This window comes from gamma proteobacterium SS-5 (assembly GCA_009497875.2).
GTDB classification, from domain to species: domain Bacteria; phylum Pseudomonadota; class Gammaproteobacteria; order Chromatiales; family Chromatiaceae; genus Magnetovirga; species Magnetovirga frankeli.
Window position 1 is genome coordinate 2,517,819 of record CP032508.2, and the last position, 20,509, is coordinate 2,538,327.

Below are 20,509 nucleotides of genomic sequence, written 5' to 3' on the forward strand. Positions count from 1 at the left end.
GTCCAATTCTGGGCGTCGCCTGGCCTAGCCGGCCTCCCACCTCCGAGCCAGCGCTCGGAGCTCCCAGGTCAGGCCGCCTGAGCCATTTCCTGCAGGCTGAGCAATACGCGGCCGTTTTCCACCTTGACCGGATAGCTGGGGGCGCAGCCCACGTCCGGTGCCTTGGCCTGGCCGCTGCTGAGGTCGATCTTCCAGTTGTGCAGCGGGCAGGTCACCGTGGTGTCGTGGACTATGCCCTGGGACAGGGGGCCGCGCCGGTGCGGGCATTCGTCGCGCAGGGCGAATACCTGATCACTGGCGGTGCGAAACAGGGCGATGTCAAAGCTCTGAGTCTTGACCACCCGTGAGCCGAGCTTAGGGATGTCGGTCAGGGCGGCGATGTCGATCCAATGGGTCATGGGTGCTTCCTCTGGTAGATGAGTGAATAAACTAGGGGGCGGCAAACCCCTATCGAATCCCGAGTCCCGCGTCCCGCGCTGGCAGCGCTATCTTGTTGAACTCATGGGCCTGCGCCCCCTCGGCGCGTTCCTTCCAGGGGTCGATCTGGGCGAATTGCTGGGCGTAGCGGAAACGCTCGGCCAGGGCCTGGCGCTGGGCCGGGTCGAACAGGGCGTCCTTGATGTATTGCAGGCCGACGCGCTCCACCCAGGGCGCGGTGCGCTCCAGGTAGCGCGCCTCTTCACGGTATTTCTGCGTGAAGGCGGCGCAGTACTCCAGTACCTGCTCCTCGGTCTCCACCTTGCACAGCAGGTCGGTGACGCGCACCTTGATGCCGCCGTTGCCGCCGATGTGCAGCTCGTAGCCGGACTCGACGCAGACCACGCCGAAGTCCTTGATGGTGGCCTCGGCGCAGTTGCGCGGGCAGCCGGATACCGCCAGCTTGAACTTGTGCGGCATCCAGGAGCCCCAGGTGAGTTGCTCCAGCTTGACCCCCAGGCCGGTGGAGTCCTGGGTGCCGAAGCGGCACCAGGTCTTGCCGGCGCAGGTCTTGCAGGTGCGCAGGGCCTTGCCGTAGGCGTGGCCGGAGACCATGCCGGCGCGGGACAGATCGGCCCAGATGGCCGGCAGGTCTTCCTTCTTGATGCCGAACAGGTCGATGCGCTGACCGCCGGTGACCTTCATCTCCGGCACCTGATAGGTGTCGCAGACATCGGCGATGGCGCGCAGCTCGGCGGGGGTGCAGAGGCCACCGAACATGCGCGGCACCACCGAGTAGGTGCCATCCTTCTGGATGTTGCCGTGGGCGCGTTCGTTGATGAAGCGCGACTGGGCGTCGTCCCGATAGTCACCCGGCCAGCGCGCCAGCAGGTAATAGTTCAGCGCCGGGCGGCAGCTGGCGCAGCCATCCGGGGTCTTCCATTCAAAGAACTGGCGCACGGCAGCCATATCCTTGAGCTGGTGCTGCTGGATGCCCTTGATCAGATCATCGTGGCTGTAGTCGGTGCAGGCACACAGGGGCTTTTGGCTCGGTTTGACGCTGTAGCCCTCGCCCACCAAGCTGGAGAGAATCGCCTCCACCAAGCCGGTGCAGGAGCCGCAGGAGCTGGAGGCCTTGGTGTGGGCCTGCACCTCGGCCAGGGTGAACAGGCCTTTGCTGGTGATGGCCTTGACGATATCGCCCTTGCATACGCCATTGCAGCCGCAGATCTCGGCGCTATCGGGCAGGGACATGACGTTGGCCCCGGCATCGCCATGGCCGGCATCGCCCAGGTTGTGCTGGCCGAACAGCAGGGTCTTGCGCAGGTCGCTGACATCCGCCCCCTCACGCAGCAGGCTGAAGTACCAGCTGCCGTCCAGGGTATCGCCGTAGAGCAGGGCGCCCTTGATGCGGTTATCCCGCAGCACCAGCTTTTTATACACACCGGCGGCGGGGTCCTGCAGCAGCAGGGTCTCATCGCCCTCGCCTTCGTTGAACTCACCGGCGCTGAACAGTTCGATGCCACTGACCTTGAGTCGGGTCGAGGTGGCCGAGCCCTCGTAGCGGGCTATGCCCAGATGGGCCAGATGATTGGCCGCCACCTTGGCCTGCTCAAACAAGGGTGCCACCAGACCGTAGCAGGTGCCCCGGTGTTGCACGCACTCGCCGACGGCATAGATGCGCGGGTCGAAGGTTTGCAGGGTATCGCTGACCCTTATGCCGCGCTCGCAGTAGATGCCAGCATCCTGCGCCAGCTCGATGTTTGGCCGTATGCCCACCGCCATCACCACCAGATCGGCCTCCAGGCGGCGACCATCGGCCAGACGCACCGCCCGTACCCGGTCATCGCCGAGGATCTCCGCCGTCTGCGCCTGCAGCAGAAACGCCAGCCCGCGTTGCTCCAGGGAGGCCTGCAGCAGGCCAGCGGCGGCCCGATCCAGCTGGCGTTCCATCAGGCGATCCATCAGGTGCAACACCGTCACCGCCATGCCCTTCTTCAGCAGGCCGTTGGCCGCCTCCAGGCCGAGCAGGCCACCGCCTATCACCACCGCCTTGCCGCCCTGCTTGGCCGCCTGCAGCATGTACTCCACATCGGCGATGTCGCGAAAACCAATGACGCCGGGCAGCTCGTGTCCCGGCAAGGGGATGATGAGGGGGCGGGCACCGGTGGCGATGAGCAGGCGGTCGTAGGCCTGCTCGCGGCCGCTGGTGGCAATCACGCGGCGGCGCACGCGGTCGATGCGCACCACGGCATCACCGCTGATCAGCTCTATGCCCTGCTCGGCGTACCAGGCGTGGTCATTGAGGATGATGTCAGACAGGCCCTTCTCCCCGGCCAGCACCGGCGAGAGCATGATGCGGTTGTAGTTGGGATGGGGTTCGGCGCCGAAGACGCTGATCTGGTAGCTCTCAGGTGCCAGCTTGATCAGCTCCTCCAGGGTACGCACCCCGGCCATGCCGTTGCCGATGAGAACCAGTTTCTCTTTGCTCATTGAGTCGCCCTGCTGCTGTGTGGCCTGGAAATCCCCCGCCCGGGCGCTTGGCAGCGCGGGCGGGGTCTGTGCTTTCCGGCGCTACAGCAGGGACTGTGCCAGGCTTAATAAAACCATTTCCTTAGAGACACATAGAAGACGCTGGCTGGAGCATAATTGGGATGAGAGAAGCAGACCTGCACCGGAATGGTGCGTAGAGGGAGCGAGATTGGGCAGCGATGGGGCAGACAGCATGCTGGGGGCGAGCCTGTAGATCAGGAACGCCGCGAGCTGATCCTCACCTACCTCAACAAGGGCGATTTCATCGGTGAGATGGGGGTCTTCATCGAGAGCGCCAACCGCAGCGCCATGATCCGCACCCGCTCCGCCAGACCATAGTGGTGTTTGGTACCCGTTAGCTTTGGGACGCAGAGGGCGCAAAGCAGCGCAGAGATCGCAGAGTGTTAAAGTGGCTTTGATGAGCTATTTGCGTCTTTAAGCCCCTCGCCCCCTAGGTGAGTTGGGGAGAGGGGGCGGCTGACTTGTCGTCCCCAGCTAGCGGCAGGTTACTGGGCAGGGGCTGGGTTGAAGGCTAAGCCATCACCACTGTGGTGCGTACCTCAACCTTCAGCGCACGCTTGATGGCGGCGAAGATCGCCGAGATGTTGCTCATGGTCGGATTGCCCGATGCCGATAGCATTCGGTGCAGACTCTTGGCCGGCTTGTGGATCTCTTCAGCCAGGGTCTCAAACCCAACCGTTGCGTTGACCAAATCGCGCAGAATCAGCTTGGCGGTATCGGGCTCGCCGTCAATGAACAGGGTGATGGCCTCGTCAAGCAACGCCTGGGCAAAAGCCGGATCGCTCTGCACACGGGCAGCCAGGGTTTGTTTGAAATCACGGGTCAGTGCCATGGTTTACGTGCCTTTTTTCGTTGGTGCCTTGCGGCGCTTGTAGTCTTCCCACAAGGCAACCGCTTCATCGATGTCTTTCTGCTGACGTTTCTTGCTGCCGCCACCCAGCAGAACAAGAATTTGCAGGCCGTCTTTGGCCAGGTAGATGCGGTAGCCCGGCCCCCAGTCAATCCTGTACTCGCCAATCCCCCGAAACCACTCCACATTGGACAGATTGCCCTGTTCCATTCTGACAGCCGCGACGCTGACCTTGGCTGCAGCCATGGCATCGAGGCTGGCAAACCATTTAGCGTAAGGGCTGCTGCCATCGGCCAGGAGCAGTTCTTTGACTTGGTAGCTCATTGAGCCCATGGTAACACATAGGTTTCCATTGATGCGGATTGGAGATGAACAAGAGGGTGAACTCTGCGATCTCCGCGCTTCTTCGCGTCCTCTGCGTCCGGCTTTGAGCCCCTAAGCAAACAACTCCGCCAGCCGGGCACCGGGGTCTTCGGCGCGCATGAAGGCCTCGCCGACGAGAAAGGCGTTGACCCCCCGGTCGCGGCAGCGGCGCACGTCTTCGGCGCTGAGGATGCCGCTTTCGGTGATCACCAGCCGGTTAGGCGGGATTGCCTTGAGCAGGTCGAAGGTGGTTTTCAGGCGCACCTCGAAGTTGCGCAGGTTGCGGTTGTTGATCCCCACCAGCGGGTTGTCCAGGGGCAGGCTGCGCTCCAGTTCTTCGCCGTCGTGGACCTCGATCAGCACGTCCATGCCCAGCTTGTGGGCCAGGCTGTTGAGCTCGATCATCTGCACGTCTTCCAGGCAGGCGGCGATGAGCAGAATGCAGTCGGCGCCGAGGGCGCGGGCCTCGAATACCTGATAGGCATCGACGATGAAATCCTTGCGCAGCACCGGCAGGGAGCAGGCGGCGCGGGCCTGTTTGAGATAGTCATCGCTGCCCTGAAAGAAATCCACGTCGGTGAGCACCGACAGACAGCTGGCGCCGCCCTGCTGGTAGCTTTGGGCGATGGCCGCCGGGCGAAAATCCGCCCGCAGCACCCCCTTGGAGGGCGAGGCCTTCTTGATCTCGGCAATCACCCCAGGCCGCCCCGCCGCCACCCGCTGCCGCAGGCCCTGGGCAAAGCCGCGCACGGCATCGGCCCTGCCCGCCAGCCCCTCCAGCTGGGCCATGCCCAAGCGGGCGCTGCGCTGTTCGATCTCCTGCCACTTGCGCTCGACTATCTTATTCAGGATATCCGGGGTCTGACTCATCTCGGCCCTCAACGGCAAAAGCCGCAACCCTAAACCCGACCCGAATGGAAAGCAACCGCCTACCCTGAATTCGCCAGTTAAGCCACAGAGACACAGAGCCCACAGAGATTTTCAATAAGTTACACGCTCAATCATGCTTGGCTGGAAGGCGTTTGATGTTCACTCTTCAAACCCAACGAGCACCCTCTGTGTGCTCTGTGGCTCTGTGGCTAAATGCGGTTTTTAGGCTCATCCTGGCAGCGCGAAAAAACTTCACTCACCTTAACCCCACCGGCCCCGGATGCACGTTTACAGCCCTGAACCTCAACCACAGGAGCCTTGCCATGAAACTGCATTTCACCCTCATCCCCCTGGCCGCCCTGGTGGCCGTTGCCTGCTCGCCGACGCCACCCAGCGAAACCGACCCAAGCCAGATCCAGCACCAAGCCCAGCCCGAGCTGGCAAAGCAGGTGCCCGGCAACAACCCAGGCCCAGCCCAGCCGCCCAGCCAGAGCGAGACGGCCCGGATGGATAGCGCCGGTCCACAACCCAGCCCAGCAGCCATCCCCCAGACCATGCACGAGGCCCTGCCAACCCCGGTTGGCAGGGCGCTGATGACCAAATCACGCGCTCAGATGGGCCTCATCGCCCAGGCCCCGCTGGCGGACGCCATGCTTCGGCCGCAGGAGAATCGGGACAACTACGCCAAGATCGCCGACAACGGCGTGCAGCTGACCCGTGACAACCCCGTCTCCACCCTCAGCGTGGATGTGGACACCGGCAGCTACAGTATCGTCCGGCGCTATCTCAACCAGGGCCAGCTGCCGCCCAAGGATGCGGTGCGTGCCGAGGAGCTGATCAACTACTTCGATTACGCCTACCCCCGTCCGGACAGCCGCGAACAGCCCCTGCGCCTGACCACCGAGCTGGCCGCCAGCCCCTGGAACCCCCAGCGCCTGCTGCTGCAGGTGGGGCTGCAGGGCTATCTGCCGAGCCAGCGGCCAGCGGCCAACCTGGTGTTTCTCATCGATGTCTCCGGCTCCATGCACAGCGCCGACAAGCTGCCGCTGCTGGTCAGCTCGTTCAAGCTGCTCAGCCAGCAGCTGACCGAGCAGGATCGCATCAGCCTGGTGACCTACGCCGGCAACGCCGGGGTGGTGCTTGAGCCGACCCCGGGGAATCAGCGGGCGAAGATCATCGCCGCCCTGGAGAACCTGCAGGCGGGCGGTTCCACCCACGGCTCGGCGGGCATCCACAGCGCCTATCGGCTGGCCGAGCAGGGGCTGATCAAGGACGGCATCAACCGGGTGATCCTGGCCACCGATGGGGATTTCAACGTCGGCACCACCAACCACGAACAGCTGATCCAGCTCATCGAGCAGCAGCGCGCCAAGGGCATCAGCCTGACCACCCTCGGCTTTGGTCGCGGCAACTACAACGACCAGCTGATGGAGCAGCTGGCGGACAAGGGCAACGGCAACTACGGCTACATCGACGGCATCCAGGAGGCGCAGAAGCTGCTGGTGGACGAGCTGGCCTCGACCCTGGAGACCATTGCTGGCGACGTCAAACTGCAGCTGGAGTTCAACCCGGCGCGGGTGGCGGAGTACCGCCTGATCGGCTACGAAAACCGCCTGCTCGCCCGCGAGGACTTCAACAACGACAAGGTGGACGCCGGTGAAGTGGGCGCCGGGCACAGAGTCACGGCGCTCTACGAACTGACCCTGGTGGGCAGCGAGGCGGCGCAGCTGGACCCGCTGCGCTATGGCCAAGCCAAGGTCGAGACATCATCGCTGGCTAAAGACCTGGGTGATGAGCTGGCCTTTGTCAAACTGCGCTACAAGCTGCCGGGCCAGGAGCAGAGCAGCCTGGTCAGCCAGCCGGTGTTGGGCCAATCCCAATCCCAGCAACCGAGCGAGCGCCTGCGCTTTGCCGCCGCCGTGGCCGGCTTCGCCCAGCTGCTGCGCGGTGGCGAGCACCTGGGCAGCTTCGGCTACCCGCAGCTGATCGAACTGGCCAACGGCGCCAAGGGTGAGGATCGCTTCGGCTACCGCGCCGAGTTCATCCGCCTGCTGCGCCTGGCCCAGAGCCTGAAGTGATTGGGACGCAGAGAACGCGGAGAAGCGCGGAGACCGCAGAGGGTATATCTATTTTTCTCTGCGATCTCTGCGCTCCTTTGCGTCCTCTGCGACCTTTTGGGAATGCAGCAGGTCCGCGCTGCGGACAGAGAACGCCTGGACTCGAGCTGATGCAGCATGGCCAGCAGAGTGCCTCTTATGCCGAAAATGATCCGCAGCGCGGATCACCCGGGTTCCCACGCAGCGCGTGGGAACCAGAAATCCTTATTTTTCTCTGCGATCTCTGCGCTCCTTTGCGTCCTCTGCGTCCAGTTCAGCGGTTTTCGTGGTGAAATAGGCCGGTGAACACAGCCATCGAAGACATAAGTGACGAACAGTTGATGCTGGCCTACCAGGGCGGTGATCTGCGCGCCTTTGAGCGGCTCTATGGGCGTTACAAGGGGCCGCTGTTTCGCTACCTGCTGCGCGGTTGTTCGGACCGCGCCCAGGCCGAGGAGTTGTTTCAGGACATCTGGGCCGGGCTGATCAAGGCCCGTGCCCGCTATGTGGTACAGGCCAGCTTCAAGACCTACCTGTTCCAGCTGGGGCATAACCGGCTGGTGGATCACTACCGCCGCCAACAACTCCATCTGGTCAGCGATGAATCCCTGGCGCTGGAGCCCGACCGGCGACCGGACCTGGCCCAGGGGGCCAATGACCGCGACTGCGTCGAGCGCCTGCAGCAACAGCTGGGCCAGCTGCCCGCAGAGCAGCGCGAGGCCTTTGTGCTGCAGCAGGAGACCGAGCTGAGCCTGGAGCAGATCGGCCAGCTGTGCGGCGTAGGCCGCGAGACCATCAAGAGCCGCCTGCGCTATGCCCTCAAGCAATTGCGTGCGGCCCTGGAGGATTGCCTGTGAACGACGAAGCCGAACTGAAGCTGAGCCAGCTGTACCGCCAGGGTGCCCAGGAGCAGCCCAGCGCAAAGCTGGATGGCAGCATCCTGCAGCTGGCCCGCTCCGAGATTGAAGGCCGGGCTGAGGGCCGGGCCAGGCCAAGGCGTCGTTGGCCTCTGCGCCTACCCCTGTCTGCCGCCGCCGGGCTGCTGCTGGCCTTTGGCCTGGTACGCCTGGTGATGCAGGAGATACCGCAGGAACGGCCCCTATTGGATGCGGCCCCGGCCGGTCCAGACCTGATGGCACCGATCATGCGGGAATCGGTCGAGCTGCCGCAGAACGCGGCCCCGGCCCAACCCGAGGAGCGGCCCCTTGGGCAACAACCCCAGCAACAAAAGGCCAGCCGAGCCATGGTCAGGCAAAGACCTGCCGAACAGGGACAGGTGCCCTCGGCCGAGGCCGATCCCCCCCACAGCGCGCAGCGCCTGGACTTCATGGCCAGCCCGCCAGCCCCCAGCAAACGCCACGACGACAGTCTGGAGGCCGTCCCCGGCGATGCCCAGGCCCTGCTGAAACGGATAGAACAGCTGCTGCAACAGGGTCAGCGGGAACAGGCGCGGGAACTCCTGCTGGAATTGAAGAAACGCCACCCCCAGCTGCCCATACCAGCAGGATTGGAGGGCAGATGACAGAGGATAGGGCGCGGTTTACCTGATCTGTCGCGTAGCGACGCAAAATTGTGTCCTCTGTCCTCCGTCCTCTGTATCAGGGCAAGGATTGGCTGAGCAGTACCAGTTCATCCAGCTTGTTACGCGCCGCGCCGCTGCTGATGGCGGCATCGGCACAAGCCAGGCCATCGGCCAGGCTGTCGGCGATACCGGCGGCATAGAGGGCCGCGCCGGCATTCAGGCAGACGATGTCGCGGGCGGGGCCGGGGTGGTCCTCCAGCACGGAGCGGATCAGGCGCAGGCTCTCGCCGGCATCGGCCACCCTGAGGCTGTCCAGGGTGCCCCGTCTGAGACCGAAATCCTCCGGCTGGATGCTGAAACAGCGCACCAGACCGTCCCTGAGTTCGGCCACATCAGTGGGCGCGGCGCAACTGATCTCATCCAGGCCATCGCGGGAGTGCACCACCAGCACATGACGCGAGCCAAGCCGCTGCAAAACCTCAGCCAGAGGCTCCAGCCACTGCTTGGCAAACACGCCGAGCACCTGATTGGGCGCACCGGCGGGGTTGGTCAGGGGGCCGAGCAGGTTGAACAGGGTGCGCACGCCCATCTCCCGGCGCGGGCCTATGGCGTGCTTCATGGCACCGTGATGGGCCGGGGCGAACATGAAGCCCACGCCCACCTGGGTGACGCACTGGGCCACCTGCTGCGGGGTCAGGTCCAGCCGCACCCCGGCGGCCTCCAGTACATCGGCGCTGCCGGACTTGGACGACACCGAGCGGTTGCCGTGCTTGGCCACCCAGCCACCGGCAGCGGCCGTGACAAAGGCCGAGGCGGTGGAGACATTAAACAGCCCCGAGGCATCGCCGCCGGTGCCGCAGGTGTCCACCAGATGCTCGGCATCCAACTCCACCCGGCTGGCCAGGGAGCGCATCACCTGGGCCGCAGCGGCGATCTCGGTGACGCTCTCGCCCTTCATGCGCAGGCCGATGAGAAAGCCGCCGATCTGTGCCGGGGTGGCAGCGCCGGTCATGATGGCCTGCATCACCTCGGTCATTTGCTCCTGGCTCAGGTCCTGGCGGTTGATGACTTGTTCTAGGGCTTGTTTGAGTTCCATCAGAGTCTCTAAATATTAGTGTATAAGTTGCACAGTATTCCTTCGCTCTATCCCTCTGGGAGAGAAAAGGCTCAGGCCACCAAGGGCAACGGCTTGACCGGGGTTCGCGGGGCCTTTCCCGCCAGCCACAGATCATAATTGACTTGCATGCGCAACCAAAGCCCCGGCGGCTGAGACAGGGCCTCTGATAACTTTAAATCCATCTCGGCGGTAATGCCGCCATGGCCGTTAAGGATTTTTGATAGGTGGGAGCGGGATACCCCCAGATGTTCTGCAAATTCGCTCACCGTCAAATCCAGCGTCGGCAATATATCCTGCTTGAGTAGTTCACCGGGGTGTGGAGGGTTGTGCATTTCTATTTGCCTTTTTAAAAAAGACAATCACTTAGAGATTTTCCATAGTGATCATCCGTTAGTGATAATCCAAGTAGTCAAGCAACTCTACGTCACCCTCGGTAAAGCAGAACATCAAGCGCCAATTGGCATTGACAAATACCCGCTTTCGACCCCGTCTCGAAGAACTGCTGCAATCCGGCATGGCGAAAAGTTTTGATCATGGATTTCCTGCAAGCATAGGAAATGTGGCGAACCGGTTCTATCTTCCATCAATAAAATTCCGCAACAGCTCATGCCCCTGCTGAGTCAGGATGGATTCGGGATGGAACTGCACCCCCTGGATGTCCAACTCACGGTGGCGCACGCCCATGATCTCGTCCACCTCGCCATCACGCTCGGTCCAGGCGGTGATCTCCAGGCAATCGGGCAGGCTGGCCTTTTCAATCACCAGGGAATGATAGCGCGTTGCCTCAAAGGGATTGGCCAGGCCGCTGAACACGCCGCTGTCGGCATGAAAGATGGGCGAGGTCTTGCCGTGCATCACCTGGCGGGCATGGACGATGCGCCCGCCAAAGGCCTGGCCGATGGACTGATGCCCCAGACAAACACCCAGAATCGGCAGCTTGCCCGCAAATTCACGGATCGCCGCCAGGGATATCCCCGCCTGATCCGGCGCGCAGGGGCCGGGGGAGATCATCAGCCGATCCGGCGCCAGGGCCTCGATGCCGGCGATATCGATCTCATCGTTGCGCACCACCCGCACCTCCACCCCCAGCTCACCCAGGTACTGCACCAGGTTGAAGGTGAAGGAGTCGTAGTTGTCGATCATCAGCAGCATGGCGGCAGCGCCTATCTTGGGGTGGGATGAAGCAATGGGCCATTTTCACGCAAAATGCCCTCAACATAAACTCCGGCGCTGGCATGAGTTCAACTTTACTGGATCTATCGGCGGCGTCCCGGCAGGCCCTTGGGCCTGGCAGGACGGCTAAACCCCATTTAACCCAGGTAGAATTAGCAGCATTCAGCCCCATATCCCGTCATTCTGCCCCCAGGAAACCGACCATGACCGACAACCCCCTTCTGCATATCCAAGACCTGCCGCCCTTCTCCCAGATTCTGCCCGAGCAGGTGGCGCCTGCCATCGATGCCCTGCTGGCGGACTGCCGCCAGGGGGTGGAGCAGGCCCTGAAACAGCGCGAGTTCCATTGGGACAACCTGATCGAACCCCTGGAGCTGTTGGACAACAGCCTCAACCGGGCCTGGGCGGCGGTGGGGCATCTGAATTCGGTGGCGGATACGCCCGAGCTGCGCGCCGCCCACGATGCCTGCCTGCCCAAGCTGGCGGAGTATGGCACCGAGATGGGCCAGAACGAGGCGCTGTTTGCCGCCTACCAGGCTGTGGCCCAGTCCGCTGAGCCCCTAAATCAAGCCCAGCGCAAAACCCTGGACAATGCCCTGCGCGATTTCCACCTCTCCGGCGTCGATCTGCCGGCGCAGCAGAAGGCCCGCTTCAAGGCCATCAGCCAGGAGCTGTCGCAGCTGTCCAGCCAGTTCGACCACAACCTGCTGGACGCCACCCAGGCCTGGAGCAAGGTCTTCGATAGCGTCGAGCCCCTGGCCGGCCTGCCGCAATCAGCGCTGGATCAGGCGGCCCAGGCGGCGCGCCAGCATGAGCGCCAGGGCTGGCTGATCAACCTGGAGTTCCCCAGCTATTTCGCGGTGATGACCTATGCCGACGACCGCGCCCTGCGCCGCGAGGTGTATGAGGCCTACGCCACACGCGCCTCCGAGCTGGGGCCACAGAGCGGCCAGTGGGACAACAGCGGCCTGATGGAGCAGATCCTCGCCCTGCGCCACGAGGCGGCGCAGCTGTTGGGCTTTGCCAACTATGCGGAGCAATCCCTGGCCACCAAGATGGCCCCATCGACCGATGCGGTGGTGGACTTCCTCCAGGACCTGGCCGTGCGCTCCCGCCCCCAGGCCGAGCGCGAGCTGGCCGAACTGGCCGCCTTCGCCCGCGAAGAGCATGGCCTGGATGAGCTGCAGGCCTGGGATATCGGCTATTACAGCGAGAAGCTGCGCCAGCGCCGTCATCGCCTGAGTCAGGAGGAGCTGCGGCCCTATTTCCCCGCGCCCAAGGTCATCGCCGGCCTGTTCGCGCTGGTGCAGCGCCTGTTCGGCGTGCATATCTCAGCCAAGACCGGGGTGGATACCTGGCACAAGGACGTGGGTTTTTATCAGATTCACAGCGCTGAAGGCGAGCTGATCGCCCAGTTCTATCTCGACCCCTACGCCCGGCCGCACAAGCGCGGTGGCGCTTGGATGGACGACTGCGCTGGACGCTTCTTCGGTCGCCAGATTCGGCAGATCCCGGTGGCCTTTCTCACCTGCAACTTCACCCCGCCGCTGGCCGGTGAGGATGGGGATAAACCGGCCCTGCTCACCCACGACGAGGTGCAGACCCTGTTCCACGAGTTCGGCCACGGCCTGCACCACATGCTCACCCGCATCGACTGCCCGGCGGTGTCCGGCATCAGCGGCGTCGAGTGGGACGCGGTGGAGCTGCCCAGCCAGTTCCTGGAGAACTTCTGCTGGGAGCGGCAGGTGCTGGATCTGATCTCCGGCCATGTGGACACCGGCGAGCCCATCCCCGATGAGCTCTACCGGCGCATGCTGGATGCGAAGAACTTCCAGTCAGCGATGCAGATGGTCAGGCAGCTGGAGTTCGCCCTGTTCGATTTTCGCATCCATCGGGAATACGATCCCAGCCGGGGCGGGCGTATCTATGAGATTCTCGCCGAGGTGCGCCAGCAGGTATCGGTAGTGCGGCCGCCGCAGTGGAACCGCTTTGCCCACGGCTTCTCCCACATCTTCTCCGGCGGCTACGCGGCGGGCTATTACAGCTACAAATGGGCCGAGGTGCTCTCCGCCGATGCCTTTGGTCTGTTCGAGGAGCGCGGGGTGATGGACCCGGCCACCGGCCAGGCGTTTTTGCAGCAGATTCTGCAGCAGGGTGGCTCGCGCCCGGCGATGGAGTTGTTCCGCGCCTTCCGCGGCCGCGAGCCGGACATAGCCCCGCTGCTGCGTCACTCCGGCATCGCCGTGGCCAAGGCCGCCTGATCCAGCCAGAGGCCGAATTCCAGCTCGTCGATGTAGTCGAACTCATCCGCCCCCAGGGCCAGGATAGCGGCATCTGTGGGCGGAAACATCGGCCTCGGTGGCAGGTCCAGCTGCAATGGCACAAGCAGGACCGCCAACAGGGCCAGGGCTGCGGCCAGGGGCAGGGGCTGCCAATCCAGGCCCCGATTCAGGCCAGAAAGCCAGTCCGAAACCCAACCGCCCGAGCGGGCTTGTGGCAGGGCCTGCAGGGCGCTCTGGCGGGACTGCCTGAGCCGTTCCAGGCTGTCCTCATCCAGCCCGGCCAGGCGTCGGTTCAGACCATCCCGCAGGGCCTGCTGCAGGGCTTGCTGCTCGCTGTTGAGGCTGGTGTCTTCTGTTCTGTTCATTGCCAATGCTCCGCTAATTTTGCCCTCAGGGTCTGCAGGGCGCGTGATAGATGGGTCTTGACACTGCCGCCGCTACAGCCCATCACCTGTGCCGTCTGCGCCAGGTCCAGCCCCTCCCAGATGCGCAACAGCACGGCCTGACGCTGTCGTGGGGGCAGCCGGGCCAGGCCCTGCACCAGGGCCTCGCTGGCATCGGCCAGTTGCAGCCGCTGCTCCGGCCCCTCGCTGGCGCGTCCGGGCAGGTTTTCCAGGGGGTTGTCCTCGTCCTGTTCCGGGCTGAAGCTGAACAGGTGGCGGCGACGTACCGCCCGACGCCGATGGTGATCACGAATCCGGTTCTGCAGGGTGCGATGGAACAAGGGCGGCCAGTCCGTTTCCGGCTTGTTGGCATAGGCGCGAACAAAGGCGGCCATGGCATCCTGCAGCAGGTCCTGGGCCTGATCAGGGTCGCCACAGGACAGCTGGGTCATCACCAGGGCACGGCGCTCCACCCCGGCGAGAAAGGCCTCCAGCGCCGACCGGCGTTGCTCTTGCTGCATCTTTGCTGTCATCCCCTCGGTTCTCCTGGCCCCTGCGTACTTAAACGCAGCCAGCGGGGCTTGGTTGACAGAGGACAGAGGACGGAAGACAGAGTGCTGAGGCGCTTCGCGCCAGTTTTCCCTATCTGTCGCGTAGCGACACAAAATTCTGTCTTCTGTCCTCTGTCTTCTGTCCTCTGTCTTCTATCCTCTGTCCCTGCTCCTGGATTTTTTATTCACACGCAAAAAACTGTTGACATTTGCCTTGCGGATGTTCCATCCAAACACCGCACGAAACCCTATTGACATTGATAACTTATTGATTAAAAATAAATTATACAGAGTTGATCAAAATTTGACCAATTTATTAAAACCCCAGTATCGATGCGCCTTGGGGGCCATTACACAGGCTTCATCCACACAGTTATCCACAGATATTGTGGACAACTGAGGTTTTCACCAGTGGCGTGGGGGGTTAGCCCATTTCCGTGCAATCCACCTGACGAAAGCCCCCTAACTCAGGATGCCCCATCCCACCTCAAGGCATAGAATAGCCCCATGCCCTCCCCTCCCCCCCAGATCCCCGTCCGCATCGCCGTGTTCGCCCCGCTGCGGCGCCTGTTCGACTACCTGGCACCCGGCTCGGCCCGGCCTGGTATGCGCGCCCTGCTGCCCTTCGGCCAGGGGCAGCGGGTCGGCGTCATCCTGCAGGTCGATATCCGCTCTGAGCTGGACGAGTCCCGCCTCAAGCCGGTGCGGCAACTGCTCGATGCCGAGCCCCTGTTCAGCAGCGATGACCTGGCCTTTCTGGGCTGGGCGGCGGCCTATTACCAGCACCCTCTGGGCGAGGTGCTGGCCACCGCCCTGCCCGCCCTGCTGCGCCGGGGCAAGCCGCCGCCCCCGGCCGGGTTGGAGGGCTGGGCCCTGCACAGTCCGCCAAGCCCGACCCAGCAACAAGCCCTGGCCCGGGCACCGCGCCAGCACCAGCTGCTGGAGTTGCTGCGCGACGGGCCGAAGGCGGGCCTGAGCCAGGCCGATCTGCGCGCCCGCCTCGGCCCCTGCGGACCTGTCCTAAAGGCCCTGGCCGAGAAGGGGCTGATCCGGCCCCTGCTGCTGCCTCTGGATCTACCCCGCCAAACCGCCGAGCCAGGCCCCGAGCTGATGGCGCAGCAGCGCCAGGCGGTGGAGCAGATCCTCGGCGGCCAGGGCTTTCACCCCTGTCTGCTGCACGGCATCACCGGCAGCGGCAAGACCGAGGTCTATCTGGCCGCCAGCCGGGCCGTGATCCAGGCCGGTGGCCAGGTGCTGGTGCTGGTGCCGGAGATCGCCCTGACCCCGCAGACCACAGAGCGCTTCGCCCGCCGCCTGGGGCTGACGCCGCTGGTGCTGCACTCGGCGCTGAACGAGCGCGAGCGCGCCCTGGCCTGGATCCAGGCCAGCCGGGGCGAGGCGGCGCTGGTCCTGGGCACCCGCTCGGCCATCTTCACCCCCCTGCCCCGACTGGGCCTGCTGATCCTGGACGAGGAGCACGATCTGTCGTTCAAGCAGCAGGACGGCTTTCGCTACTCCGCCCGCGACCTGGCCTTGGTGCGCGGTCGCCGGGCCGCCTGCCCGGTGCTGCTGGGCTCGGCCACGCCCTCCCTGGAGTCCCTGCACAACGCCCGCCAGGGGCGCTTTACCCTGCTGCGTCTGGAGCAGCGGGCCGGGGCCGCCCAGCCACCCCAGGTGCAGCTGCTGGACATCCGCTCGGCGCCCCTGCAGGCCGGCCTCAGCCCCGCCCTGCTGGACGCCATGCAGCGGGAGCTGGCGGCCGATAATCAGGTGCTGCTGTTTCTCAATCGACGCGGCTACGCGCCGGTGCTGATCTGCCACGACTGCGGCTGGATCGCCCCCTGTCCGCACTGTGACGCCCGCCTTTGTCTGCACCTAGCCGAGCAGCGTCTCAGCTGCCATCACTGTGGCCAGCTGCGGCGCATCCCCGATCACTGTCCCGCTTGCCAGGGCCAGCGCCTGAGCGGCCACGGCGTGGGCACGGAGCAGGTCGAGGCATTCCTCGCCCAGCGTTTTGCCGCCTTTCCCTGCGTGCGCATCGACCGTGACAGCACCCGGCGCCAGGGCAGCCTGCAGAAAAAATTGGAGGGGGTGCGCCAGGGCAGCCAGCGCATCCTGCTGGGTACCCAGATGCTGGCCAAGGGGCATGACTTTCCCCAGGTTACCCTGGTGGCCATGCTGGATGTGGATCAGGGGCTGTTTGGGGCGGATTTTCGCGCCACCGAGCGCATGGCCCAGCTATTGACCCAGGTGGCCGGTCGCGCCGGGCGTGCCGAGCGCCCCGGCCGGGTGCTGATCCAGACCCGCTATCCGGACCATCCCCTGCTGCGCCAGTTGATTGAACAGGGTTATGGCGCCTGCGCCGAGGAGTTGCTGCAAGAGCGGCAGCAGGCCCAGCTGCCGCCGTTCAGTCACCAGGCCCTGCTGCGCGCCGACGCCCTTCAGGCCGAGCAGGCCGAGGCCTTTGTGCAACAGGCCCTGGCGCTGGGCCAAGAGTTGAGTCAAAAATTGAGCCAGGGCATAGAGTTCTGGGGTCCGGCCCCGGCGGCGATGGAACGCCGCGCTGGCAGGCACCGTCAGCAGTTACTGCTGCAATCTACCTCCCGGCCCCGGCTACAGGCCTTCCTCGGCCCCTGGCTGGAGCGGCTGGAGGCAATCAAGGCCCCGGCAAGGTTGCGCTGGTCCATCGACGTGGACCCATTGGAGACCCTGTGATGGGGTGTAAACCTAACGCACATGGAGCGGACAGCGCCACCCTGGCTCATGAAACCCCTCTTGGTCGCTTCGGGACTCGGCAACCCGGATTCCGTTACACTCCATCCGGGCTACAGCCTGCGAGGGCGCGGCGGCCAGGGGCCGCCCTATGCAATTGGCTGAGATTTGTGGGTGATCAGGGAGGTCTATTAGGCCCCACAAGACCTACGGATGGGCAAGCCTCCAGCCCTTTGCGTTCTTTGCGATCCGTTTTGGTTCCGGCTTCGTCGCGTTAAAACTAACGCCCGATCAGCTCCGCCGGGCGCTGGATGTCGATCTGCACGCGGCGGTTGCGGGCGCGGCCTTCCTCGGTCTCGTTATCGGCGATGGGCGCGCTCTCCCCCGCGCCCTGGGTATGGATGATGCCCCCGTCGATCCCCAGGCCGATCAGGGCGTCTTTCACCGCCTCGGCGCGGCGCAGGGAGAGCTTCTGGTTATAGGCATCGGAGCCGATGCTGTCGGTGTGACCGGTGACGCGGATGGCCTCGGGCCGCATCTGGCCCCGATACTCCTCCTGCAGGCCACGCAGCATGTCGATGAAGCCAGGCTTGAGGCTGGCCTTGTTGAAGTCGAAGAACAGGTCCGGCACGGTGATCTCCAGGATACAGCCGTTGGCATCCACCTTGTAGCCCTTGGGGGTATTGGGGCATTTGTCCTTGTCGTCAAACACGCCATCGCCATCCGAGTCCTTGATGCACAGGTTTTCGCCACCGGCGATGCTCTTCACGCACTCACCGGCGCTGGTCACCGCCTTGCCATAGGTGCTGCGCACATTGCGCTCCACCGCCAGGGCACTGCCGCTGAGCAGGAACAGTAACAGGATGCAGATGACGGCTACAAAACGTCTTACCGTGAAAGATCCATGGCAAATATCGAGTCCCGAAGTGGCCAAGAGATGTTTCATGTTCCGGGGTGGCGCTGTCCGCTCCACATGGGTTAGGGGATGGGTATTCATGGTCAAAATTCCTCGTTTCTGTGCTTGATTGCGTCCATTATGCCAAGGATGGGGGGCTTAGGGCCAATCGGCGTTCTGTTCTGGCGTTTTGGCCTATGCCTCTGTACAGCACTATTCTGGTATGCTTGCGCCACTGATTTCTGTCCTTGATAGCCTATCCGAATCAAGTCTCCAGATGACGAGCCAAAGTTGCCAGCAATGAAAAACCAGATTCAAGACCTTATCCGCCAGGCCCTACAAGGTCTGATCGACCAGGGCCTGATGCCCGAGGGAGAGCCTACCAACTTCAGCGTCGAGCGCAGCCGCGACCCCAGCCACGGCGATTTCGCCAGCAACGCCGCCCTGGTCTGCGCCAAGCTGGCGCGCTGCAAGCCGCAGGAGCTGGCGGAAAAGCTGGTGGCCGAGCTGGGGGCCGAGCTGGGCAGGCCCGATCTGGTGGAGCGCATCGAGATCGCCGGCCCCGGCTTCATCAACTTCTATCTCAGCCACAGCGCCTATCACGGCCTGATCCCGCAGATCCTGCAGCAGGGCCACGGCTTTGGCCGCTCGGCGCTGGGGGCAGGCAAGCGGGTGCAGGTGGAATTCGTCTCCGCCAACCCCACAGGTCCCCTGCACGTGGGCCATGGCCGCGGTGCCGCCTATGGCTCGGTGGTGGCCAATCTGCTTGAAGCGGTGGGTTACAGCGTCCACCGCGAGTATTACGTCAACGACGCCGGGCGACAGATGGACATACTCGCAGCCTCCGTCTGGCTGCGCTACCTGGAGCTGTGCGGCGAGGGCCTGCGCTTTCCCGCCAATGGCTACAAGGGCGATTACGTCTGGGACATAGCCGCCACCCTGCACCGTGAGCACGCCGATGCCTACCGCCAGAGCGCCGAGGCGGTGTTTGCCGACCTGCCTGAGGACGCCGCCTACGCCGATGAGCTGGACGGCGAGGGCCAGCCTCTGCCCGGCGCACCGGCAGGGGACAAGGAGGCGCATATCGACGGGCTGGTGAACCGGGCCAAGCAGCTTCTGGGGGATAACCGCTACCGCTATGTGTTCGAGCTGGGGCTGAACACCATTCTCGACGACATCCGCGACGACCTGGCCCTGTTCGGCGTCGAATATCAGGAGTGGTATTCGGAGCGCTCGCTGACCGAATCCGGCGCTGTGAACAAGGCCATAGAGCGCCTGCGCCAGGCCGGTCATGCCTACGAGCAGGACGGCGCGCTCTGGTTCTGCTCCACCGCCTTCGGCGACGAGAAGGACCGGGTGTTGGTGCGGGATAACGGCCAGACTACCTACTTTGCCTCGGACATCGCCTACCACATGGACAAACTGGAGCGCGGCTTTGACCGCGTCATCGACATCTGGGGCGCCGATCACCACGGCTATGTGCCGCGGGTCAAGGCCGCCCTGCAGGCCCTGGGTGATGACCCGGGCAAGCTCGACGTGCTGCTGGTGCAGTTCGCCATCCTGTATAAAAACGGCGAGCGCATGCAGATGTCCACCCGTTCCGGCGAGTTCGTCACCCTGCGCCAGCTGCGCAAGGAGGTGGGCCGGGATGCGGCGCGCTTCTTCTACGTCATGCGCCGCTGCGAGCAGCACCTGGACTTCGACCTCGACCTGGCCACCAGCCAATCCAGCGACAACCCGGTGTATTACGTCCAGTACGCCCACGCCCGCATCTGCGCCGTGCTGCGCCAGGGTGCGGAAAAGGGCCTGCAGGTGGAGCCCAGCGCCGGCACCGCAAACCTGGAATTGCTCAGCGAAAGCCATGAACTGTCCCTGCTCAAGCAGCTGTCGCGCTACCCCGAGGTACTGGAAAGCGCGGCGCTGCAGCAGGAACCGCACCAGCTCACCCACTACCTGCGCGAGCTGGCCAACGATTTTCACACCTACTACAACGCCCACGCCTTCCTCGTCGCCGAGGATGCGCTGCGGGATGCCCGCATCAAGCTGATCCTGGCGGTGCGTGAGGTGATCCGCAACGGCCTCAACCTGCTGGGCGTCTCGGCACCGGAGCAGATGTAATGGCCCAAGCCAGTCGCAAAAAGCCTGAAGGCCCACGCATACCCGGCTGGGCCTGGTTTCTCGCTGGGGTGATGCTGGGTGCCATCGGCATGGGCCTGCTGGGCTCCCAGGACAGCCGCAATCTGCAACAGCAAATCAAGGACCGTCTCAGCGCCCAGACCCAGCCCCCGGCGCAACAGGAAGAACCCAACAAGGCCCCCAAGCCGCGCTTTGACTTTTACACCGTGCTGCCGGAGATGGAGGTGGTGGTGCCGGAGGAGGAGATCCAAGCGCCGCCCAAGCCCGAACCCAAGCCCAAGCCCGCGCAAAAGACCACCCAGCCCGAACAACAGGCCAGGGTGGAAAAGGCCGAACCGGCCCAGGTCTATCTGTTGCAGATGGGCTCCTTCCGCAGCTTCACCGATGCCGACCGGCTCAAGGCCCGGCTCGGCTTCATGGGCATAGAGAGCGATATCCAGAGCGTGACCATCTCCAACGAACAGGGCAAGAGTACCGTCCACCGGGTGCGCGGCGGCCCCTACAGTCAGGCCCAGGCCCAGGCCCTGCACCGCAGCCTGAAGGACAACCAGATCAACAGCCTGATGATCAAACTCAAACGCTGATCCCG

19 protein-coding genes are annotated in these 20,509 nt (G+C 64.0%); 8 read left to right on the forward strand and 11 right to left on the reverse strand.

The genetic code is table 11. The features are described from left to right. Window positions 1-68: 68 nt before the first annotated feature. The gene (gene nirD / locus D5125_16690) at window positions 69-398 is read right to left on the reverse strand and encodes a nitrite reductase small subunit NirD (GenBank protein ID QFY90964.1); all 330 of its coding nucleotides are present in this window, start codon (window positions 396-398) and stop codon (window positions 69-71) included. Between the two features lie 49 nt (window positions 399-447). Then, entirely contained in the window at window positions 448-2,910 is a 2,463-nt protein-coding gene (locus D5125_16695; protein ID QFY90965.1) for an NAD(P)/FAD-dependent oxidoreductase, read from the reverse strand. Window positions 2,911-3,096: 186 nt separating this feature from the next. Here D5125_16695 and D5125_16700 point away from each other — a divergent pair, with 186 nt between their 5' ends. Beyond that, window positions 3,097-3,288 (forward strand): hypothetical protein, encoded by a 192-nt coding sequence (locus tag D5125_16700; protein ID QFY90966.1) that lies wholly within the window; start codon window positions 3,097-3,099, stop codon window positions 3,286-3,288. Between the two features lie 193 nt (window positions 3,289-3,481). Here D5125_16700 and D5125_16705 read toward each other — a convergent pair whose 3' ends face one another. The 3 genes from D5125_16705 to trpC form a co-directional block, all read right to left on the reverse strand. Next, on the reverse strand, window positions 3,482-3,802 hold the full coding sequence (locus D5125_16705; protein ID QFY90967.1) for a transcriptional regulator: 321 nt from the start codon (window positions 3,800-3,802) through the stop codon (window positions 3,482-3,484). Between the two features lie 3 nt (window positions 3,803-3,805). Then, on the reverse strand, window positions 3,806-4,144 hold the full coding sequence (locus D5125_16710) for a type II toxin-antitoxin system RelE/ParE family toxin (GenBank protein ID QFY90968.1): 339 nt from the start codon (window positions 4,142-4,144) through the stop codon (window positions 3,806-3,808). Window positions 4,145-4,255: 111 nt separating this feature from the next. Next, window positions 4,256-5,053 carry an indole-3-glycerol phosphate synthase TrpC gene (gene trpC, locus D5125_16715; GenBank protein QFY90969.1) on the reverse strand — a complete coding sequence of 266 codons (798 nt, stop codon included), beginning with the start codon at window positions 5,051-5,053 and terminating at the stop codon, window positions 4,256-4,258. Between the two features lie 323 nt (window positions 5,054-5,376). Between trpC and D5125_16720 the strand changes: the two genes are divergently transcribed. From D5125_16720 to D5125_16730, 3 genes are all read left to right on the forward strand, one after another. Continuing rightward, window positions 5,377-7,131: a von Willebrand factor type A domain-containing protein gene (locus tag D5125_16720; protein ID QFY90970.1), complete on the forward strand. Its 1,755-nt coding sequence runs from the start codon at window positions 5,377-5,379 to the stop codon at window positions 7,129-7,131. A gap of 359 nt (window positions 7,132-7,490) precedes the next feature. Then, the gene (locus D5125_16725; GenBank protein QFY91209.1) at window positions 7,491-8,006 is read left to right on the forward strand and encodes a sigma-70 family RNA polymerase sigma factor; all 516 of its coding nucleotides are present in this window, start codon (window positions 7,491-7,493) and stop codon (window positions 8,004-8,006) included. Continuing rightward, complete coding sequence (locus D5125_16730) at window positions 8,003-8,671, forward strand: hypothetical protein (protein QFY90971.1); 669 nt, start codon at window positions 8,003-8,005, stop codon at window positions 8,669-8,671. Before D5125_16725 ends, D5125_16730 begins: the two co-directional genes overlap by 4 nt. Before the next feature lie 76 nt (window positions 8,672-8,747). On the opposite strand, the gene trpD is transcribed toward D5125_16730, so the two are convergent. The 3 genes from trpD to D5125_16745 all read right to left on the reverse strand — a co-directional run bounded on the left by trpD (window position 8,748) and on the right by D5125_16745 (window position 10,940). Beyond that, complete coding sequence (gene trpD, locus D5125_16735; protein ID QFY90972.1) at window positions 8,748-9,767, reverse strand: anthranilate phosphoribosyltransferase; 1,020 nt, start codon at window positions 9,765-9,767, stop codon at window positions 8,748-8,750. A gap of 71 nt (window positions 9,768-9,838) precedes the next feature. After that, complete coding sequence (locus D5125_16740) at window positions 9,839-10,126, reverse strand: HigA family addiction module antidote protein (GenBank protein QFY91210.1); 288 nt, start codon at window positions 10,124-10,126, stop codon at window positions 9,839-9,841. Window positions 10,127-10,361: 235 nt separating this feature from the next. Next, the gene (locus D5125_16745; protein QFY90973.1) at window positions 10,362-10,940 is read right to left on the reverse strand and encodes an aminodeoxychorismate/anthranilate synthase component II; all 579 of its coding nucleotides are present in this window, start codon (window positions 10,938-10,940) and stop codon (window positions 10,362-10,364) included. A gap of 224 nt (window positions 10,941-11,164) precedes the next feature. Between D5125_16745 and prlC the strand changes: the two genes are divergently transcribed. Continuing rightward, a complete protein-coding gene (gene prlC, locus D5125_16750) occupies window positions 11,165-13,222 on the forward strand; it encodes an oligopeptidase A (protein QFY90974.1) in 2,058 nt (685 codons plus the stop codon). On the opposite strand, the gene D5125_16755 is transcribed toward prlC, so the two are convergent. Beyond that, complete coding sequence (locus tag D5125_16755; GenBank protein ID QFY90975.1) at window positions 13,189-13,608, reverse strand: hypothetical protein; 420 nt, start codon at window positions 13,606-13,608, stop codon at window positions 13,189-13,191. The two genes, prlC and D5125_16755, sit on opposite strands and share 34 nt — an antisense overlap. Further along, window positions 13,605-14,147, reverse strand: coding sequence for an RNA polymerase sigma factor (locus D5125_16760; GenBank protein QFY90976.1), 543 nt, complete (start codon window positions 14,145-14,147; stop codon window positions 13,605-13,607). Before D5125_16760 ends, D5125_16755 begins: the two co-directional genes overlap by 4 nt. Before the next feature lie 537 nt (window positions 14,148-14,684). Here D5125_16760 and D5125_16765 point away from each other — a divergent pair. Beyond that, window positions 14,685-16,892 carry a primosomal protein N' gene (locus D5125_16765; protein ID QFY90977.1) on the forward strand — a complete coding sequence of 736 codons (2,208 nt, stop codon included), beginning with the start codon at window positions 14,685-14,687 and terminating at the stop codon, window positions 16,890-16,892. 277 nt (window positions 16,893-17,169) lie between these two features. Here the strand turns inward: D5125_16765 and D5125_16770 are convergent, their stop codons facing one another. Then, on the reverse strand, window positions 17,170-17,835 hold the full coding sequence (locus D5125_16770; protein ID QFY90978.1) for an OmpA family protein: 666 nt from the start codon (window positions 17,833-17,835) through the stop codon (window positions 17,170-17,172). 249 nt (window positions 17,836-18,084) lie between these two features. On the opposite strand from D5125_16770, the gene D5125_16775 reads away from it, so the two are divergent. Beyond that, window positions 18,085-19,902, forward strand: a complete 1,818-nt coding sequence (locus D5125_16775; protein ID QFY90979.1) for an arginine--tRNA ligase — start codon at window positions 18,085-18,087, stop codon at window positions 19,900-19,902. Beyond that, window positions 19,902-20,504, forward strand: a complete 603-nt coding sequence (locus tag D5125_16780; GenBank protein QFY90980.1) for an SPOR domain-containing protein — start codon at window positions 19,902-19,904, stop codon at window positions 20,502-20,504. The genes D5125_16775 and D5125_16780 overlap by 1 nt, the downstream gene beginning before the upstream one ends. The last annotated feature ends 5 nt before the right edge of the window (window positions 20,505-20,509 follow it).

Excerpts from the sequence above, each read along its gene's own strand:
- D5125_16695 (QFY90965.1), bottom strand. The coding sequence starts at position 2,910 with ATGAGCAAAGAGAAACTGGTTCTCATCGGCAACGGCATGGCCGGGGTG.
- D5125_16760 (QFY90976.1), bottom strand. The coding sequence starts at position 14,147 with ATGCAGCAAGAGCAACGCCGGTCGGCGCTGGAGGCCTTTCTCGCCGGG.
- trpD (QFY90972.1), bottom strand. The coding sequence starts at position 9,767 with ATGGAACTCAAACAAGCCCTAGAACAAGTCATCAACCGCCAGGACCTG.
- prlC (QFY90974.1), top strand. The coding sequence starts at position 11,165 with ATGACCGACAACCCCCTTCTGCATATCCAAGACCTGCCGCCCTTCTCC.
- D5125_16705 (QFY90967.1), bottom strand. The coding sequence starts at position 3,802 with ATGGCACTGACCCGTGATTTCAAACAAACCCTGGCTGCCCGTGTGCAG.
- D5125_16725 (QFY91209.1), top strand. The coding sequence starts at position 7,491 with ATGCTGGCCTACCAGGGCGGTGATCTGCGCGCCTTTGAGCGGCTCTAT.
- D5125_16780 (QFY90980.1), top strand. The coding sequence starts at position 19,902 with ATGGCCCAAGCCAGTCGCAAAAAGCCTGAAGGCCCACGCATACCCGGC.
- D5125_16770 (QFY90978.1), bottom strand. The coding sequence starts at position 17,835 with ATGAAACATCTCTTGGCCACTTCGGGACTCGATATTTGCCATGGATCT.
- D5125_16765 (QFY90977.1), top strand. The coding sequence starts at position 14,685 with ATGCCCTCCCCTCCCCCCCAGATCCCCGTCCGCATCGCCGTGTTCGCC.
- D5125_16755 (QFY90975.1), bottom strand. The coding sequence starts at position 13,608 with ATGAACAGAACAGAAGACACCAGCCTCAACAGCGAGCAGCAAGCCCTG.
- D5125_16710 (QFY90968.1), bottom strand. The coding sequence starts at position 4,144 with ATGAGCTACCAAGTCAAAGAACTGCTCCTGGCCGATGGCAGCAGCCCT.
- D5125_16700 (QFY90966.1), top strand. The coding sequence starts at position 3,097 with ATGGTGCGTAGAGGGAGCGAGATTGGGCAGCGATGGGGCAGACAGCAT.
- trpC (QFY90969.1), bottom strand. The coding sequence starts at position 5,053 with ATGAGTCAGACCCCGGATATCCTGAATAAGATAGTCGAGCGCAAGTGG.
- D5125_16775 (QFY90979.1), top strand. The coding sequence starts at position 18,085 with ATGAAAAACCAGATTCAAGACCTTATCCGCCAGGCCCTACAAGGTCTG.
- nirD (QFY90964.1), bottom strand. The coding sequence starts at position 398 with ATGACCCATTGGATCGACATCGCCGCCCTGACCGACATCCCTAAGCTC.
- D5125_16720 (QFY90970.1), top strand. The coding sequence starts at position 5,377 with ATGAAACTGCATTTCACCCTCATCCCCCTGGCCGCCCTGGTGGCCGTT.
- D5125_16745 (QFY90973.1), bottom strand. The coding sequence starts at position 10,940 with ATGCTGCTGATGATCGACAACTACGACTCCTTCACCTTCAACCTGGTG.